At 70.5% G+C, this 16972-nt stretch carries 14 protein-coding genes; 8 read left to right on the top strand and 6 right to left on the bottom strand.

The window, feature by feature from the left end; all coding sequences use genetic code 11:
• Window positions 1–52: 52 nt before the first annotated feature.
• From U9977_RS06370 to U9977_RS06360, 3 genes are read right to left on the bottom strand one after another with little or no spacing between them, the layout of a single operon-like run.
• Window positions 53–1354 (bottom strand): glycosyltransferase, encoded by a 1302-nt coding sequence (locus tag U9977_RS06370; RefSeq protein ID WP_322748241.1) that lies wholly within the window; start codon window positions 1352–1354, stop codon window positions 53–55.
• Window positions 1355–1358: 4 nt separating this feature from the next.
• Window positions 1359–3053, bottom strand: a complete 1695-nt coding sequence (locus U9977_RS06365) for a sensor histidine kinase (RefSeq protein ID WP_322748240.1) — start codon at window positions 3051–3053, stop codon at window positions 1359–1361.
• Window positions 3054–3055: 2 nt separating this feature from the next.
• A complete protein-coding gene (locus U9977_RS06360) occupies window positions 3056–3796 on the bottom strand; it encodes a response regulator transcription factor (protein ID WP_322748239.1) in 741 nt (246 codons plus the stop codon).
• Window positions 3797–4126: 330 nt separating this feature from the next.
• Here U9977_RS06360 and U9977_RS06355 point away from each other — a divergent pair, with 330 nt between their 5' ends.
• A complete protein-coding gene (locus U9977_RS06355; protein WP_322748238.1) occupies window positions 4127–5311 on the top strand; it encodes a hypothetical protein in 1185 nt (394 codons plus the stop codon).
• Window positions 5312–5371: 60 nt separating this feature from the next.
• Here U9977_RS06355 and U9977_RS06350 read toward each other — a convergent pair whose 3' ends face one another.
• The gene (locus U9977_RS06350; protein ID WP_322748237.1) at window positions 5372–6691 is read right to left on the bottom strand and encodes a helix-turn-helix domain-containing protein; all 1320 of its coding nucleotides are present in this window, start codon (window positions 6689–6691) and stop codon (window positions 5372–5374) included.
• 111 nt (window positions 6692–6802) lie between these two features.
• Between U9977_RS06350 and U9977_RS06345 the strand changes: the two genes are divergently transcribed.
• The 3 genes from U9977_RS06345 to U9977_RS06335 all read left to right on the top strand — a co-directional run bounded on the left by U9977_RS06345 (window position 6803) and on the right by U9977_RS06335 (window position 9963).
• A complete protein-coding gene (locus U9977_RS06345) occupies window positions 6803–7054 on the top strand; it encodes a GlsB/YeaQ/YmgE family stress response membrane protein (protein WP_322748236.1) in 252 nt (83 codons plus the stop codon).
• Window positions 7055–7229: 175 nt separating this feature from the next.
• Window positions 7230–8540 carry a pitrilysin family protein gene (locus tag U9977_RS06340; RefSeq protein WP_322748235.1) on the top strand — a complete coding sequence of 437 codons (1311 nt, stop codon included), beginning with the start codon at window positions 7230–7232 and terminating at the stop codon, window positions 8538–8540.
• A gap of 58 nt (window positions 8541–8598) precedes the next feature.
• Entirely contained in the window at window positions 8599–9963 is a 1365-nt protein-coding gene (locus tag U9977_RS06335; protein ID WP_322748234.1) for a pitrilysin family protein, read from the top strand.
• Between the two features lie 81 nt (window positions 9964–10044).
• Here U9977_RS06335 and U9977_RS06330 read toward each other — a convergent pair whose 3' ends face one another.
• Both U9977_RS06330 and U9977_RS06325 read right to left on the bottom strand, forming a co-directional pair.
• A complete protein-coding gene (locus U9977_RS06330; RefSeq protein ID WP_322748233.1) occupies window positions 10045–11181 on the bottom strand; it encodes an ANTAR domain-containing protein in 1137 nt (378 codons plus the stop codon).
• A 113-nt stretch (window positions 11182–11294) separates the two neighbouring features.
• Window positions 11295–11534 carry a mycoredoxin gene (locus tag U9977_RS06325; protein ID WP_322748232.1) on the bottom strand — a complete coding sequence of 80 codons (240 nt, stop codon included), beginning with the start codon at window positions 11532–11534 and terminating at the stop codon, window positions 11295–11297.
• A 149-nt stretch (window positions 11535–11683) separates the two neighbouring features.
• Between U9977_RS06325 and U9977_RS06320 the strand changes: the two genes are divergently transcribed.
• The 4 genes from U9977_RS06320 to U9977_RS06305 all read left to right on the top strand — a co-directional run bounded on the left by U9977_RS06320 (window position 11684) and on the right by U9977_RS06305 (window position 16657).
• Complete coding sequence (locus U9977_RS06320) at window positions 11684–13954, top strand: ATP-dependent DNA helicase UvrD2 (protein WP_322748253.1); 2271 nt, start codon at window positions 11684–11686, stop codon at window positions 13952–13954.
• A gap of 504 nt (window positions 13955–14458) precedes the next feature.
• Entirely contained in the window at window positions 14459–14734 is a 276-nt protein-coding gene (locus tag U9977_RS06315) for a WhiB family transcriptional regulator (RefSeq protein ID WP_322748231.1), read from the top strand.
• Between the two features lies 1 nt (window position 14735).
• Window positions 14736–14939, top strand: coding sequence for a hypothetical protein (locus U9977_RS06310; RefSeq protein ID WP_322748230.1), 204 nt, complete (start codon window positions 14736–14738; stop codon window positions 14937–14939).
• Between the two features lie 140 nt (window positions 14940–15079).
• Window positions 15080–16657 carry an alkaline phosphatase family protein gene (locus U9977_RS06305; RefSeq protein ID WP_416210491.1) on the top strand — a complete coding sequence of 526 codons (1578 nt, stop codon included), beginning with the start codon at window positions 15080–15082 and terminating at the stop codon, window positions 16655–16657.
• Window positions 16658–16972 lie beyond the last annotated feature (315 nt).

Here is a 16972-nt window from a genome sequence, read left to right as displayed (position 1 = left end):
CGGTGGGGGGGGGGGGGGGCTCGGGGGGGGATGCCGCCGCCCCCCGCCGGGCTCACGCCTGCCGGCGGTGCGGGTGGAAGACCCAGGCGCGCAGCAGGACGAATCGCAGGACCGTCGCGGCGAGGTTGGCGCCGATCAGGATGCCGAGTTCGAGGGGCCGTCCGGGGTGGCTGGCCAGCGCGCTGAGCACGGCCAGTGACCCACTGGTCAGCCCGAGCCCCAGGCCGAAGACCACAAGGCCCTCGAGCTGGTGGCGGCCGGCGCCGGCGCGCCCGCGTACCCCGAAGGTCAGCTGCCGGTTCGCGGCGGTGTTGGCGACCGCGGTGAGCGCCAGCGCGAGCAGGTTCGCGGTCTGTGCCCCCACCGTGCCCCGCAGTAGCAGGTACAGCACCAGGTAGGCCGCGGTGCTTGCCATTCCGACGCCGGTGAACCGCACAAGCTGCCTGGGCAGACCGACCGGTACGCCGGGGACGGCCGGCTCCAGCGGCGCACGGCCGAGCTGGCGGCGCAGGTCGCGCACGGGCAGCGCTCCGGTGGCCAGGGCACGTCCGACCCGGGCGACGCCCTTGAGATCGGCCAGTGCGGTGGCCTTGATGTCGACGCGGCTGTCGGGGTCGTCGACCCAGTCGACCGGAACCTCGTGGATGCGCAGTCCGGACCTTTCGGCGAGGACGAGCAGCTCGGTGTCGAAGAACCAGCCGGTGTCCTCGATCAGGGGCAGCAGCTGCGCGGCGACGTCGGCGCGGATGGCCTTGAACCCGCATTGGGCGTCGGAGAAGCGGGCGGCGAGCGTGCCGCGCAGGATGAGGTTGTAGCAGCGGGAGATCACCTCCCGCTTCACGCCGCGGACGACCCGCGAGTCACGTGCCAGCCGGGTTCCGATCGCGAGATCGGAGTGTCCGGAGATCAGCGGGGCGACCAGCGGCAGCAGCGCCGCGAGGTCCGTGGACAGGTCGACGTCCATGTAGGCCAGCACCGGGGCGTCGGATGCCGACCAGACCGTGTGCAGGGCGCGTCCGCGGCCCTTCTGCTCAAGGTGGGCGACGGTGACCTCGGCGATGGCGGCCTGGAGCGTTTCCGCCACGGCCAGGGTCGCATCCGTGCTGGCGTTGTCGGCGATCGTGATCCGAAAGGGGTACGGGAAGGTCCTGGTCAGGTGTGCGTACAGGCGGCGTACGCACGGCTCCAGGTCGGCCTGCTCGTTGTAGACGGGGATGACCACGTCCAGCACTGCCGCGGGGTGGGTTGCCAGGATGGGCCGGCGGGCGGCCGGGGCGGCCGGGACGGGCGTGCGGGTGGCCCGCGGGGCGGTCCGACCAGGTGCGTCCTGCGGGGTGACGGTCGCTGTGGGCATGGACCTACAGTCGGTCCGGGACCTGTCGCCCCCTTGTGCCGAAGCTGTGCCTTTCCTGTGAACCGGTCTCGGCTCGAGGCGCGGACGTCAGCCGCGGCGTGGGCTGGCGACCCGGCATCGGGACCTCGGCCGGCATCGCGTCCCCGGCTGGCATTGCGGGCCCGGGGACCATGGCCGGCACGTGCGTCGGCAGGCGGACGATGAACGCCGTCTGACCAGGGCGGCTCGTGACATCCACGGTGCCGTGGTGAGCGGTGACGACGGCGCTGACGATGGCCAGGCCCAGCCCGGTGCTGCCGGCGGCGCGGGAACGGGAACCGTCGCCGCGGGCAAACCGCTCGAAGACGGACGGGAGAAGATCAGGTGGGATGCCGGGTCCGTCGTCGAGCACGGCGAGCACGGCAAGGCCCGGGGAGCGGGCGTGCAGGCTCGCGGTGACCGTCGTGCCGGGCGGGGTGTGGGTGCGGGCGTTGGCGAGCAGGTTGGCCAGCACCTGGTGCAGGCGGGCCGTGTCGCCGGTGACGATCACCGGCTCGTCGGGCAGCTCGAGCTGCCAGCGGTGGTGGGGCCCGGCGGCGTGGGCGTCGCTCACCGTGTCCACGACGAGTCGGGACAGATCGACCGCTTCGGCGTCGAGGGGACGTCCGGCGTCCAGCCGCGCGAGGAGCAGCAGGTCCTCGACCAGGCTGGTCATCCGGGTCGCTTCGGACTCCACCCGGCTCAGCGCGTGGGCGATGTCGGGGGGCACCCGGTCGCGGCCGCGGCGGGTCAGCTCGGCGTATCCGCGGATGGCGGCCAGCGGGGTCCGCAGTTCGTGGCTGGCGTCCGCGACGAACTGACGGACCTTCATCTCGCTGGCCTGGCGTGCCGCGAGTGCCGCGCCGACGTGGCCGAGCATGCTGTTGAGCGCCGCGCCGACCTGACCGACCTCGGTACGTGGGTCGGTGTCCGCCTCCGGGACGCGCTCAGCCAGCGCGACCTCGCCGCGGTCCAACGGCAGTTGGGCGACCCGCCTGGCGGTGGTCGCCACGCGTCGCAGCGGCCGAAGCGTGAGGCGGACGATGGCCGTGCCGGCGAACGCGGCGGCGAGCAGTCCGATCCCGGCGACGGCGGCTCCGACGACAGCCAGCTGGGAGAGGGTCGCCTGGATGGGGCGTAACGGCAGGCCGGTCACGAGCACGGTGCCGTCGGGCATCTGGCGGGCGATCAGCCGGAACTCTCCGTTGCCGCCGATCGTCTGCGTGTGCGGATGTTCGTCGGCCGGGACGGCGGTCAGGGCCGCCGCAGCCCCGGCGTCCAGGGGTGCAAGCGAGCCGTCATCGCTGATGATCCCGGCATCCGAGACCACACCGGCGGTCAGGCGGGCTCCAAGGGTACCCGCGGACTGGCCCGGCGGCAACAGGAAAGCCGGATGAAAGCCCGGTACCCTGTTCGTGGCTCCGTTCGTGGCCCCGTTCGATGACCGCAGCTGCCCGGCACGGTTGTCGGAAGGCTGGCCGAGGGCATCCTGGGAGCGGGTGACGGCGGCGGTCAGCTGGTCGTCGAGGCGTCCCACCAGGAAGTCGTGCAGGGCCACCTCGGTGGCGACGCCCACCACCAGGCATACCGCCGCGAGCAGACCGACCAGGCCCACAACCAGGCGGGTCCGCAGCGACCACCCGAGACGTCGGCTGCTTGTTCCCATGGTGCGGCTACTCATGGTTACTGTTCGCCGGGCTTGAGGACGTAACCCGCACCGCGCACAGTGTGGATCATCGGGGTCCGACCGGCGTCGATCTTCTTACGGAGGTAGGAGATGTAGAGCTCGACGACGTTGGCCTGGCCGCCGAAGTCGTAGTTCCAGACCCGGTCGAGAATCTGGCTCTTGCTCAGGACCCGGCGTGGGTTACGCATCAGGAAGCGCAGGAGCTCGAACTCGGTGGCCGTGAGCTCGATCAGGTCATCGCCGCGCCGGACCTCGTGGCTGTCCTCGTCCAGGGTCAGGTCACCGACCACCAGCTCGGAGGATGTGCGGGCGGAGCTGGCCCCGGCCCGGCGCATCAGACCCCGCAACCGGGCGACGACCTCCTCCAGGCTGAACGGCTTGGTCACGTAGTCGTCGCCACCGGCGGTGATCCCGGCGATGCGGTCCTCCACAGCGTCCCGAGCCGTCAGGAACAGCACCGGGACGTCGGTGGCCTCCGTTCGCAGTCGCCGTAGCACTTCCAGGCCGTCGATGTCGGGCAGCATCACGTCCAACACCACCGCGTCGGGACGGAACTCCCGGGCCGTGCGTACCGCGCTGAGCCCGTCCCCGGCGATGCGGACTTCCCAGCCCTCGTACCGCAGCGCCATCGACAACAGCTCGGAGAGCGCGGGTTCGTCGTCCACGACGAGCACCCGCAGGGTGGTGCCGTCCACCCGGCGCAGCGCCGGGAGCGGCTGGCGCGTGCTCTGAGCCACTGCCTGAGCCACTGCCTGAGGCGTTGTCTGCTGCGCCGTTTGGTGGGCAGCCTGCCGCGTCGTCTGGTGCACCTCGCCGGCCGACCCGCCAGGGGATCCCGGCCCGTTGAGGAGTAACGCCATGGGGCTCATGCAAACACAGTGCCGACGTCAGCTGTGGCACAGCCGGGTATCTCCTGTGAATTTCCTGTGCCCACAGCTGGCGCCTTGCGGCCTCCGGTTTCCGGCCCGCGACCGGCTGTCTGGAGCCGGACCACAGCACGCCAGAGCGGGGCACAGTAGTCTTCCCAACGCCAGAATGCCGATAGTGCGCAAACCCGGGGGTAAGGCGTGCCGGACTCAGCCATCGTGGACGTCCCGATCGGGCTCATCCTCGTGTTCGCCATCGGTAGCGTGGCGGTTTCCCGCATCAACGAGGCTGTGTTCGGGTTGATGTGCTACCGCGGCCGGCAGCTTGAGGCCGAGCTGCGTCGCCTCTTCGGTGATCGGCCCGTTGACGCCACGAGCGCCGCCCCCGACACCAGCCGGACGGCCACGCTCCTCGACGGCCCGCTGCGGGGCCTGCGTTCGGGCGGGCACGCGGGAGTCGTACCCGACCTGGGGGCCGCGCCGGTGGCGACCAGCGCCTGGCGGCGGGCCCGCCGGATGCGCCTGCCGTCCTACATCCCGTCGGCGGCCTTTGCGCGCGGCGTGCTCGACATGGTCGAACCGCCCGCGCGGGTCCTGCTCGCTCGGATGGACCACGCCACGATCCCCGAGACCGCCCGCACGGCATTGCGCGACGCGCATCAGTCGCTCACCGACACCACGGCTGCGGCGCTGTCCGACGCTCTTGTCGCGTCCCCGGCGGCGACCGAGGAGAGCCGCAGGATCGCCGCGTCCATCGTCGGGCTCGCCGCCGCGCAACCGGTCGGGTCGCTTCTGGACGAGGTGGCCAAGCTGCCCGCGGACTCCCCGCTCCGGCTGGCGCTGACCGGCATCGTCACCCGGGCGGGCCACGACCGTGATCGGATCATCGCTGAACTCGCCGAATGGTACGACGACACCATGGACAGGCTTTCCGGCTGGTACAAGAGGCGCGTCCAGCGGTTCCTGCTCGTCTACGCGTTGCTGCTCACCCTGGCGCTGAACCTGGACGCGATAGCGCTCACCAACGCGCTGTGGGAAAATCGGTCGTTGCGGACGGCCGCGGTCGAGGCTGCGTCCGCCCAGCTCGTCCCGACCGCTGCGGGTACCTCACCGGCCGCCGGCGCCGAGGATGCCGCGAACCGGGCCGTGAACGCCGTGCGGGATGCGACGGCGCTGCGTCTCCCACTGGGGTGGAGCGGGCTCGACTCCGACCGTTCCGATCCCCGGCGGATCCCTGGTGATGTGGGCGACTGGGCGCTGAAGATTTTCGGGTGGCTGCTCACCGCGCTCGCGCTCTCGCTCGGCGCGCCGTTCTGGTTCGATCTCCTCGGCCGGCTCGTCAACATGCGCAGCACCGGCCCGAAGCCCGCCCCCGTGGCCAGCTGACCGGCGCGGCCGGGATCACCCGCCATGTCCGGATGTCACACCGGGCCGCACACCGGGGAGTCACACCGGGGAGTCACGGTGTCCGGCCTGGGTCGGCATGGGCGGGCGTGGGCTGGCCCGTAGGACGAGCTCGAGCTCGAAGCGGACGTCGGGGTCGTCGAGGCTCTCGCCGAACAGCGTGCGTAGCTGGTTCAACCGGTAGCGGATCGTCTGCGGGTGCACCTGGAGTTCGGCGGCGATCCGGGCGCGTTGCCCCCGTAGCCGCAGCCACAGCAGCAGGGTTTCCGCCAGACGCGCGCGGACTCTGACGGGAAGTCCGTCCAGCGGGGCCAGCCGCAGGCTAGCGAGGTCGGCCAGCAGCACCGGGTCCCGGGCGAGCAGGAGCTGGGCCAGGTGGTCGTCGGTGAACAGCGACCCGCCGGGGCACCCGGGTACCCCGGGCAGCTCCCCGCGGTCACGGGCGTTGCGGGCGAAGGCCGCCCTGGCCGCGCTCGCGGACGCCTCCGGCCACGGGACGGCTGGACCGACGACGGCTCCCAGACCTACCAGTGCCCGTTCCAGCCACTTGCGGCGGCCGGGGCCGGTCGGGTCGCCGACGAATATCCAGATGTCATCGCCCTTGATGGCGCGGGGGGTGTCCGGTGGCAGGGCCAGGCATCCGATGCGGTCGTCCACACGCTCGTCCCCGTCCCGGTCGTGGTCCGTGCCGGTGCCGGTGCCGGTGCCGGTGCCGGTGCCAGTGCCGGTGCCAGTGCCCGTGCCGGCGGACCCGGGCACGATGATCGCGGCGAGGCTGTCGGGTAGCCGGTAGGAGGCGGCCCGGGCGGTCTGTTCGATCGTCGCCGGGTTGCCGCCCGACAGCATCAGCTCGCCGAGCCGGTCCCACAGGCGACCGCGTTCGCTGGCCGCCCGGGACTGCGCGAGCGCGTAGCCCTCGGCGGTGGCGCCGGAGATTCCGTCGATGTATGCGAACATCGTCTCGGCCAGGGACACGAGCCCGTCGGCGTCCAGGCCGCCGCGCCGCGCCGCGTCGGCGAGCCGGCGCCAGGCGACCCGCGCGCCTACCCGGTAGGCGCCGAGCAGCGTGTCCAGCGAGCGGCCGGCGCGGAACTCGCCGCGCCCGAGGCGGACGTAGACCTCGCGGCTGGCGGCCAGGTCCGGCGGGCCGGGCGAGTTCGTGTCGACCACGGTGAGGAAGCGAAGCAGGGCCTCCTCGACACCCTGGCGGACACCGCGGCCGAACGAGCCCTCCAGCGGCCGCGCGTATGCCGGTACCTCACGTGCTATCGCCGCGATCAGATCGTCGCCAAGAGACATGAGTTCGAGCCGCAGAACATCGGCAAGATCAGAAGGAAACTGTCCTCCCGGAACAGTTTGCATCGGCCGCACTTTACTCCGGGCAGTCGCGGTGTCGGTACATTTCTGGGCCGTCGTGCCGAGGCGTCGCGGATCGGATTGCGTCCAGATGCTCTTCGTGAATAATCAGGCGTCGTGGACGCGCCAACCGGTTTGTTCAGTGCCGTGGTCACCGGCATCGTCATCGGCACCCTCGCGCGCATGATCGTGCCGGGCCGGCAGGCGATCGGCTGCCTGATGACCATCCTGGTCGGGCTTGTCGGTGCCGCGATCGGCTTGATCATTGCCAGCGGGATCGATGCCGGGTGGGTCCTCACCCTCGTTCTACAGGTCGCCGTGGCCGCGGTTCTGGTCACGGTGGTGGCGGGAAATCGCAATCTGCGATGATCAGTCCGGGCTGATCGATGGACAGGGGAGGCGGGAGGCCCGCGGCGGTCCCTGCGGTATTCCTCGTGAGCAACAGATCCCGCCGGTTGTGGCCTTGTGGCGCGGATCATCGAAGACCAGGACCATGAACGGCTTGGGCGCAGTAGCGTTGCCAACCGTGCCCCCTCGTACCGAGATGAACACGACCGCCATTTCGTTGCCGGCGCCCTCCTACCGGGTCGAGAAAACCTCGCTCGCCAATGGTCTGCGGGTCGTACTGGCGCCGGATCACACGGCGCCGGTTGTCGCTGTGGCCGTCCACTACGACGTGGGTTTCCGGTCCGAACCCGAAGGTCGCACCGGTTTCGCGCACCTGTTCGAACATCTGATGTTCCAGGGCAGCGAGAACGTGGGGAAGGCTGAGCATCCCAAGTACGTGCAGGCCGCCGGGGGCATGTTCAACGGGTCCACGCACCCGGACCACACCGATTACTATGAGCTGCTGCCGTCCGGGGCGTTGGAACGCGCCCTGTTTCTGGAAGCCGACCGGATGCGCGCTCCGCGGATCACCCGGGAGAACCTGGACAACCAGATCGCGGTCGTCCAGGAAGAGATCCGGGTGAACGTCATGAACCGCCCCTACGGCGGCTTTCCGTGGATCACGCTCCCGCCGGTCGCGTTCGACACGTTCCCGAACGCCCACAACGGCTACGGCGACTTCCATGAGCTTGCGGCGGCGAGCCTGGACGACGCCGAGGACTTCTTCGACAAGTACTACGCGCCCGGCAACGCCGTGCTCACCGTGGTCGGCGATTTCGACGTCGATAACGCGCTGGCGATGATCGGCCGCTACTTCGGCGAGATCCCGGCCCGTGCAGTGCCGGTCCGTCCGAGCTTTGCCGAGCCGGTGCGTGCCGACGAGCGGCGATCGGTCCTGACCGACCCGCTGGCACCGCGGCCCGCGCTCGCCGTCGGTTACCGGGTGCCCGACCCGGCGCTGGACCTGCCGACGTTCCTGGCCTACGACGTGCTGACCCATGTCCTGTCCGCCGGTGACGCGAGCCGCCTGGAGCGGCGGCTCGTGCAGAAGGACCGGTCGGTGATCGGTGTCAGCACCTACCTGGGCACTTTCGGGGACCCGTTCGACCAGCGGGATCCGCTGTTGCTCACCTTTGAGGCCCGCCATCCGGCTGAGTCGACGCCCGAGACGATCCTCGCCGCGGTGGACGAAGAGTTCGACCGCCTCACCACTGACGGCCTGGAACGCGGTGAGCTCGCCCGCGTGCAGTCCCGGATCGTCTCGGGCCTGTTGCGGGAGGCCGACGACGCGCTTGGGCGTGCGCTGGGCATGGCCACCTTCGAACTGCACCGCGGTCGTCCCGAACTGATCAATGAACTTCCCGGTCTGGTCGGTGCGGTCACCTCGGACGAGGTCCGGGCGGCCGCGGCCGCGCTGCGTGCCCAGGGCCGGGCGGTGCTGGAACTGCGCGCCGGCGCGGCGTCATGAACCGGGTTGATCTCAAGCGCGATACCGGGCCCACCCTCGAACCAGCTAGGAGGCTGCGGTGACCGCCGCAACTGTCGCGACAACGTCTGAAACCGTCCCGTCCGCTGGCGCGTCGCCCATCCCACCGGTGGCGCCGACCGTAGCGGCCGAGCTTCCCGCCGTGGCCGAGCGGATGCTGCCGGGTGGGCTGCGGGTACTGGTGGTGCGGCGGGCCAGCGTGCCACTGGTCGAGGTACGGCTGCGCATCCCCTTCACCGGCCGCGGTAGCGCGCATCAGGCCCGCGCAGAGCTGCTCGCCGAGACCCTGTTCACCGGCACCGGGCTGCGGGACCGGGTCGAGCTGGCCACGGCCGTCCAGGCGCTCGGTGGAGCGCTGTCGACCGGTGTGGACGCCGACCGGCTCGCGGTCGTGGGCTCCGCGCTCGCGACCAATCTCGCGCCTCTGCTTGATCTGATCGCTGAGGTTCTCACCGGGGCTGCCTACCCGTCGAGCGAGTTCGCCGGCGAGCGGGACCGGGTCGTCGAGGAAGTCACGATCGCCCGCAGCCAGCCCGCGGTGATCGCCAGGGAGGGCCTGCTGCACCGGCTGTACGGCAGCCACCCCTATGGCGGCGACACACCCGCGCCGGAGGTCGTCGCCGCGGTGACCGAGGCCGAGGTGCGCACCCTGCATGCCGAGCGCATCTCACCGGCGGGTGCCATCCTGACCCTCGTCGGAGATGTCGAACCGCGAGCCGCGCTCGACCAGGTCGAGGCGGCGTTCGGCGGGTGGAGCGGCACACAGGCTGATCCCACGCCGGCGCTGCCGGCGCTGGTCCGCGGTCCTGTTGTGATCATTGATCGGCCCGGGGCGGTCCAGACGAACATCCGTATCGGCGGGCCGGCCGTTGACCGCCATGACCCCGCCTACGCCGCTCAGCGGCTCGCGAGCACCGTCTTCGGCGGCTATTTCAGCTCCCGCCTGGTGTCGAACATCCGCGAGGACAAGGGCTACACCTACTCGCCACGCAGTTCGGTCGACTATCCGGTCGCGGGTTCCCGCTTCACGGTGAGCGCGGACGTGGCAACGGACGTGACCGGGCCGGCACTGCTTGAGATTTTTTATGAGCTGGGCCGGATGGCTGTGCTACCCGTGGCCGCCGACGAGCTCGATGCGGCCCGCCAGTATGCCGTCGGCACGCTGGCGCTGTCCACAGCGACCGCCGTGGGGCTCGCCTCGACGCTGTCGGCACTGGCCGGGGCCGGCATCGGTGTCGAATACCTTCGTGATCATCCTGTGGCGCTCGAGGCGGTGACGCCCGCGGACGTGCTGGCGCTCTCGGCTCGGGTGCTGGCGCCGTCGAGGCTGGTGACCGTACTGGTCGGGGATGCGGAGAAGATCTCCGCCGCGGTCGGGGGGATCATCGAGGTCGCGGCCGGTTGACCATGACCGTTTCGTGACCGGGTGACCGGGTGACCGGTTCCCGTCGACCGGTATCCACCAGGCAGGCTCTGGTCCGTTCGGTCAGCGGCGGGCCTGGTTGGCTCGCGGCGGCGCCGGTCTAGGGCTGGCGCCGCCCCTGCCGGCCAGCTCCCCGGGCAGGACCGCCCGTGGGTCCGAAACCGACTCGATCACCTGCCGGGCCAGGTCGTGCACGCGTCGTCCCATCCCGCGGGCGGTTCGCCGGAGCCGCTCGAACGCCTCCCGCGGCCGGATGTGGTGTCGTTCCGCCAGTACGCCGATCGCCTGTTCGACGATGACCCGCGAGGCCAGCGCGTGCTCGAGCTGGACGACCGACAGCCGCAGCGCTTCGACCTCGGTCAGATCATGATCGGGCCGTCGGGGCCGGCCGGGCGGGGCGAGGTCCTCGGCGAGCAGATCGGCGAGGACCATCGCGGACAGCAGGTCGCCGACCGGCCGCACATCGCCGCCGGGACCTTCGACGATCCATCCGGTCGGCGACCGGCGCAAGCGCATCTCCGGCTGCCCGCCACGTGCTGCCGCTGTGCCCGCGGGTGCCCGGTGACCTGGCGGGGCCGGCCGCCCCGGTGCGGGCCGGCTCGGCCGCGGCGGAGCGCCAGGTTCCGACGGTGCCGGTGCGGCCGACGGCGCGGGTGTGCCGTGCGCTGTTCGCGTGCCGGCCTCGGTCGCTTCGGGGTGCACGGTACCGCCTTCGGTACTGTGTTCGAAACTGTGTTCGAAGCTGTGTTCGAAAACGTGTTCGGCATCGTCCATGAGGGCTCCGACGGCGTCGGCGATGCCGCGCAGCAAGATGATCGCGGATGGGGCGAGCGTGACCTGTGCCCGGTCGAGTCCGACCAGCAGACCGTGTAACCGGCCGTCGCCGCCCAGTACCGCGACGGCGACGTAGCTGCGCACGCCGAGCCGCGCCGGCTCGTCCGTGCCGGCAACCGCCGGCTCATCGCTCACCTCGGTGAGGGCCACGGGCGCGCCGTCGAGTACCCGCGCGCCCACGGATTCACTTCGGGGCAGGGTCAGGCCGGCGTCGAGGCCGGGGAGCGCACCCGTCGTCCGTTGGTAGGTCGCGGTCGAGGCCGACAGGACCACGAACGCCGTCGCTTCCATCCGGTGGACGGCACCCGCGGCCTGCAGCGCGACATCGACCGCGCTCCACATATGTGCTGAAGGTACTGACGACACAGCCCGAACTCTGCCACAAACTTCACGGGCAGTGACGGACACCGCCCCCCGATCTGGCGCCGCGGGTGCAGGGCGAGCGTGGATGGCCGGGCTGTCGTTGCTCTGTGTATCTCTTATGCGGCAGAAGCAACCTTCTCGGTAACCTGGCGCAAGCTTGGGTTGGTCAACACGGTGCCGTCGGCGAAGACAACGGTCGGCACGGTTGCGTTGCCGTTGTTCGCACTGCGGACGATCTGCTCGGCCTCAGGGTTCCCTTCGATGTCCACTGTGACGTGGGCAAGACCTGCCGCGTCGAGCTGCCGCTTGAGGCGGACGCAGTAGCCGCACCACGGTGTCGTATAGATCGTCAGCACGAACAGTCCTTTCTGTGGCGATGACGGAACAAATCTTCATAACCACGGCGCGGCTGGGTCGCTTCCCGTCGGTGGGGACGGCTACCGTCCCTTCTATGGTCGGTTCGAGGGTGCCTCCGGGCGTCGACGACGTGAGTGTCGACGACGCGATGATCGACGACCACGCCCGGCCGGTGGGGGATGACGCTCGCGCATTGGTCGAGGCACTTGATCCCGAGCAGCGGCTCGCGGTACTCGCCCCGATCGGCCCGGTCTGCGTCCTGGCCGGCGCGGGTACGGGCAAGACCCGGACGATCACCCATCGGATCGCCTTTCTGGTCGGTACGGGGGCAATCCCGGCCGGCCAGATCCTCGCTGTGACCTTCACCACGCGGGCCGCGGGTGAGCTGCGTGGCCGGCTGCGGGTACTCGGCGTAGCCGGGGTGCAGGCCCGGACCTTCCACGCGGCCGCGTTGCGGCAACTCGGCTACTTCTGGCCGAAGGTCGCGGGGGTTGCGCTGCCCCGGCTCGTGGAAAGCAAGATCGCCCTGGTCGCGCGGGCCGCCAGCCGGTTGCGTCTCGCACCGAGCCGGACAGAGCTTCGGGACCTCACCGGCGAGATCGAGTGGGCTAAGGCCACGTTGCTCACCCCGGCGGACTACCCGGCCGCCGCGGCTGCCGCAGCGCGCGAGACGACGCATCCCGCGGATGTGATCGCCGGTCTCTACGACGCGTACGAGGCGGTGAAGCGGGACGCGGGCGTGCTCGACTTCGACGATCTGCTCCTGCTGACCGCCGCGGTCATCGAGGAGCATCGTTGGGTGGCCGACGAGCTGCGGTCCCGCTACCGGCACTTCGTCGTGGACGAGTACCAGGACGTCAACCCGCTGCAGCAGCGGCTGCTTGATGCCTGGCTCGGCGAGCGGGACAGCCTCTGCGTGGTCGGGGACGCGAATCAGACGATCTACTCGTTCACCGGAGCGTCCCCGCGCCACCTGGTGGAGTTTCCGCGCCGATTCCCGGACGCGCAGGTGATCCGCCTCGTGCGTGACTACCGGTCCACCCCGCAGGTCGTCGCGCTGGCCAACGCGCTGATCGCGCGGGCCGGTACAGCTGGTGCCGGTACAGCTGGTGCAGCCGGTGGCGGTGCAGCCGCGAGGCCGGCCCGACCGGCGCCGCTGAAACTCCTCGCCCAGCGTCCGGACGGCCCGGCGCCGGTCTTCACCGAGCACGACAGCGAATCCGAGGAGGCCGCCGCGGTGGCCGATCGCATCCGCGCGCTGCTGGCCGCGGGCGTACCGGCCAGCGAGATGGCTGTGCTGTATCGGGTCAACGCTCAGTCCGAGGCGTACGAGACCGCGATCACAGCCGCCGGCATCCCCTACCTGGTCCGAGGCGGCGAGCGCTTCTTCGACCGACCTGAAGTGCTTGAGGCCGTGCGATTGTTGCGGGCGGCGCTGCGCTCGGCGCAGGACGACCGACCCGACGGCCTGGCCGCCCAGGTCAGTGACATCTTCGCCGCGCTGGGATGGCGCTCGGACGATCCGCCGCATGGCGCGGGTGCCGAGCGGGAGCGATGGGAGAACCTGGCCGCGCTCACCCGCCTCGCCGACGACATGGTCGGAGGCGATCCCGAGGCCACCCTCGACCGGTTCGTGGCGGACCTTGCCGACCGGGCCGCGCACCAGCACATCCCCACGGTCGAGGGGGTGACGCTCGCCTCCCTGCATGCGGCAAAGGGTCTTGAGTGGGACGCGGTCTTCCTCGTCGGCCTCGTCGAGGGGACGTTGCCGATCATCCATGCGCAGACCCCTGCGCAGATCGAGGAGGAGCGTCGCCTGCTCTACGTCGGCGTCACCCGGGCCCGCGAGTATCTGACGCTGTCGTGGGCGCTGGCCCGCAACGAAGGCGGTCGTAGGTCTCGGCGGCCCTCACATTTCCTGGACGGGCTCATGCCGCGCTCGCCGGCGTCGGCGGGTGGGCCGACGCGGTCGGGCACGGGTGCCGCCGCGTCGGGAGAGTCCGGCGCCGGTGGGCAGCGGTCGCGCAACCGCTCGGCGGTGCGTTGCCGGGTGTGCGGACGCCCGTTGGCGGGTCCGGCGGCCAGGATGGGCCGATGTGAGACCTGCCCCGCCGATGTCGACCAGGCGCTGTTCGACCGGCTGCGCGCCTGGCGGTCGGCCCGGGCCAAGGAGCAGGGAGCGCCGGCATTCGTGGTGCTCACCGACGCGACCCTGATGGCAATCGCAGAGCACCGGCCCACCGGCGTCGCGGAGCTTGTCAGCATTCCCGGCATCGGCCAGGCCAAGCTCGATCGTTACGGCGAGGACGTGCTGGCTCTCGTCGAGGGGCGGGCGCTCCCGGAGCCCGTCCCGGCGCCGGCGACCGCGCCGTCTTCGTCGTCCTCGTCGTCCTCGTCGTCCTCGTCGCAGTCCGGTTGAGCAGCCGGACAGTTGCACTGGGTATCTGCGTGATAACCTAGAAAATAGGTTGCCGAGGCTGAGGACGCCTTCTACCGTGCTCAGTGGGCACCGGAAATACCTGCCCGTCGCTGACATGAACGTGCCGATACGAACGTATGGAGGTGGTCCCTGTGGGTGGTACTGGGATTGCCGACGCGTTCGTCTGCCCACCCGATCGGTTTGGGCTACCTGAAACCACGCGCCGAGCATCGGCTGCGCAAACCCGTATCCAGGCATGGGCGATACACACGCTCTGTGTCCCGGGTCCGCCCCGAGGTCTGCTGCTGGCCTGACGAGCCACAGAGCGCCGACCTTGAGGCCGCGGATCCCGGACGGGACCGCGGCCTTTGTCGTCTCTGCGCCCGTCCGGTCCAGGTTTGACGATCTTCACCTGACCGATCTGCATCTGACTGATCTTTTCTCGACCGGACCTGACCGAATATTCCGTGACCGATTCCTGACTGAAGGTCGGAGGTGACCCCGGTGTTCGACCCCTTGACCATCGCCCGGATCGAGCGGGACCGGCTGGCGCTGCCCTGCTGGGACGTTGACCCGGATCTGTTCTTCGCCGAGTCCCCCGAGGACGTCGAAGCGGCGAAGGCGGTCTGCCGTGACTGCCCCCTGCGCCACGCCTGCCTGGTGGCCGCCCTTGACCGCTGCGAGCCCTGGGGTGTCTGGGGCGGTGAGCTCGTCGTCACGGGCGCGGTCGTCCCCCGCAAGCGGCCCCGCGGTCGACCCCGCAAGACCCTCGCAGCCTGACGTGAGCCACACGCCCCGCCGGCTGATCGCTCGAATCGTGCCCGTCGAGGACCGGGCTCCGACCCCGATCATGATGCAGCTGGTCGAGTCCGGTCGGGCCCGGTTGGCGGTACGACCCGGATATCGGCCGAGAATGCGTCCGAGCGACGGCACCGATCAGCTCGGTAAGGCGCTCGAGGCGCTACGCGATGAGGAAACGTGGTGAAACCCAGCGGATTGTTCGTATGGCGATCTGGAGATGTTGATCCGTACGTCGACCGGTGGTCCATGGGGTGCCGGTAGGGTCCGATCGTGCCCAGCAGCCAGCGCACGTTTCCGGTCCAGGTCGGTGCCCGTGACGCAGTCCTGATCGCGGACAACCAGGTTCACACCGGGCCTGAGGGTGACATCCTGTCGGCCGCGGTCGCCGTCCTGACGAATCCGGACCTGGCCGCTGTCGTGGACCTCGTGGCATGGGTCCGCGATGGTTGGCTCAATGTCGCCAACGTCGACGGCGCCTCCAGAGTGGCACTCGCCGACCCGGCCGGCCGCTGGCAGGTGCTGCACGGGCATGATCCCGTGGCCGTGCAGGATCCGATGCACGGCGTTCCGCTGGACGTGGCGCTGGATGATCCGTCACCGCCGAACGACCGCAACTCCTACCCGCTCGCCGGGGTACGGCTCGCCTCGGTCTTCGCCGATCCGCACCGGTCACCGGACATCGTGGTCGTCCACAGTGCGGCGCATCACTGGCCGGAGCGCGGCGGGCACCTGGGTGAGCACGGGTCGCTGGACGCGGGTCAGTCCCGGGCGCCGCTGGTGCTGTCCGGGGCCGGCATCGGTGGGCGCGGCATGCTCGACCGCTCGGCCCGCATCGTCGACGTCGCGCCGACCCTGGCACTGCTGGCTGGGGCTTCCATGGCGGGTCCGCAGGGAGGCCCCGATGTCGACGCTGCCGCTGCCGCTGCCGCTGCCGCTGCCGTTGACCTTGACGGCAGACCGCTCGCGGACCTGTGTGCGCCGGGTGCCCGCCACGTCGTCGGTCTGCTCTGGGACGGCGCGAACTGTAACGACCTGCTGAACATGGCCGTCACCGGTGAGCTGCCGGCGGTTGCCCGGCTGCTGGCGCGGGGCTGCGCCCTGACCGGCGGTGCCATCGCGGAGTTCCCGAGCGTCACCCTGACCAACCACACCTCGGCGCTGACCGGGGTCGGCCCGGGGCGGCACGGCATCCTGAACAACGTCTACTTCGACCGGGAGACCGGGCGTCGGGTCATCGCCAACGACTCGTCCACCTGGCATGTGGCATGCGATCAGCTCCGGGACGGCGTTCGGACGGTTTTCGAGGTGATCGCGGCGGCGCGGCCCGGTGTGTCGACGGCGTGCGTCAACGAGCCGGTCGACCGGGGCGCGACATATTCGACCTTTGCGCTGGTCCGTTCGATGAGCGGCGGCGACGGCGCCAGCGGCCTGGGTGAGCATCTGCCCTCGGCGCAGGACGACCCGCACGCGACCGCTCAATGGGTTGCGGCCGATCCGGACTACGCCTGGTCGACCCAGGTGGACGCGCTCGGCCTCACACAGGTCGCCCAGTTGTGGGGTGGGGACGCGCAGCCGCCCGCGTTCATGTGGTGGAACACGACGGTGACCGACACCGCACACCACAGCGGCGGGCCGTACTCACCGCAGGCCCGCGCATCGATGGTCGACGCGGACCGGCGCCTGGGGGTTTTCCTCGACCTGCTCGACGAGCGCGGACTCACCGACGACACCGCCATCGTGCTGACCGCCGACCACGGCAGCGAAGGCGCGGATCCCGCGTGCACCGGCGACTGGGACGATGCTCTTCGGGCCGCCGGAATCCCCTTTCGCGACGAGGCCTACGGCTTCATCTACCTCGGCGCCCACGCTGCAGCCGAAACCTCTCCGACGGGGCCCGTGTAGAAGACGGCCGACGATCATAAGCAGACCGCGTGCTGGCTCGTCTTCGACGACGAGGTCCGCCAGCGCCACATCCACGTTCCGGCGTTGCGCATCATCGCCGGAACGGGTGGAGGACTCGGTGCACTACGGTAGTGATTGGGTCCCAGCGACCCTGGAGGTCAGCGGGTGCGAGACGATCCATGATCGTGCGCCATTTGGCCTACTGGCTGAACTGTCGGGACTGGAAGCTGGTAGCAATGAAGATCGTTATTCTGGATGATATTGATCTTACTGCGGACCAACACCGCCAGCTTGCGGAGCTGGGCGCGGGTAGCT

It is taken from the genome of Protofrankia sp. Cas8, assembly GCF_963555845.1.
Lineage (GTDB): Bacteria > Actinomycetota > Actinomycetes > Frankiales > Frankiaceae > Protofrankia.
The sequence above is the reverse complement of the archived record's forward strand: the minus strand, read 5'-3'. Positions and strand labels throughout refer to the sequence as shown.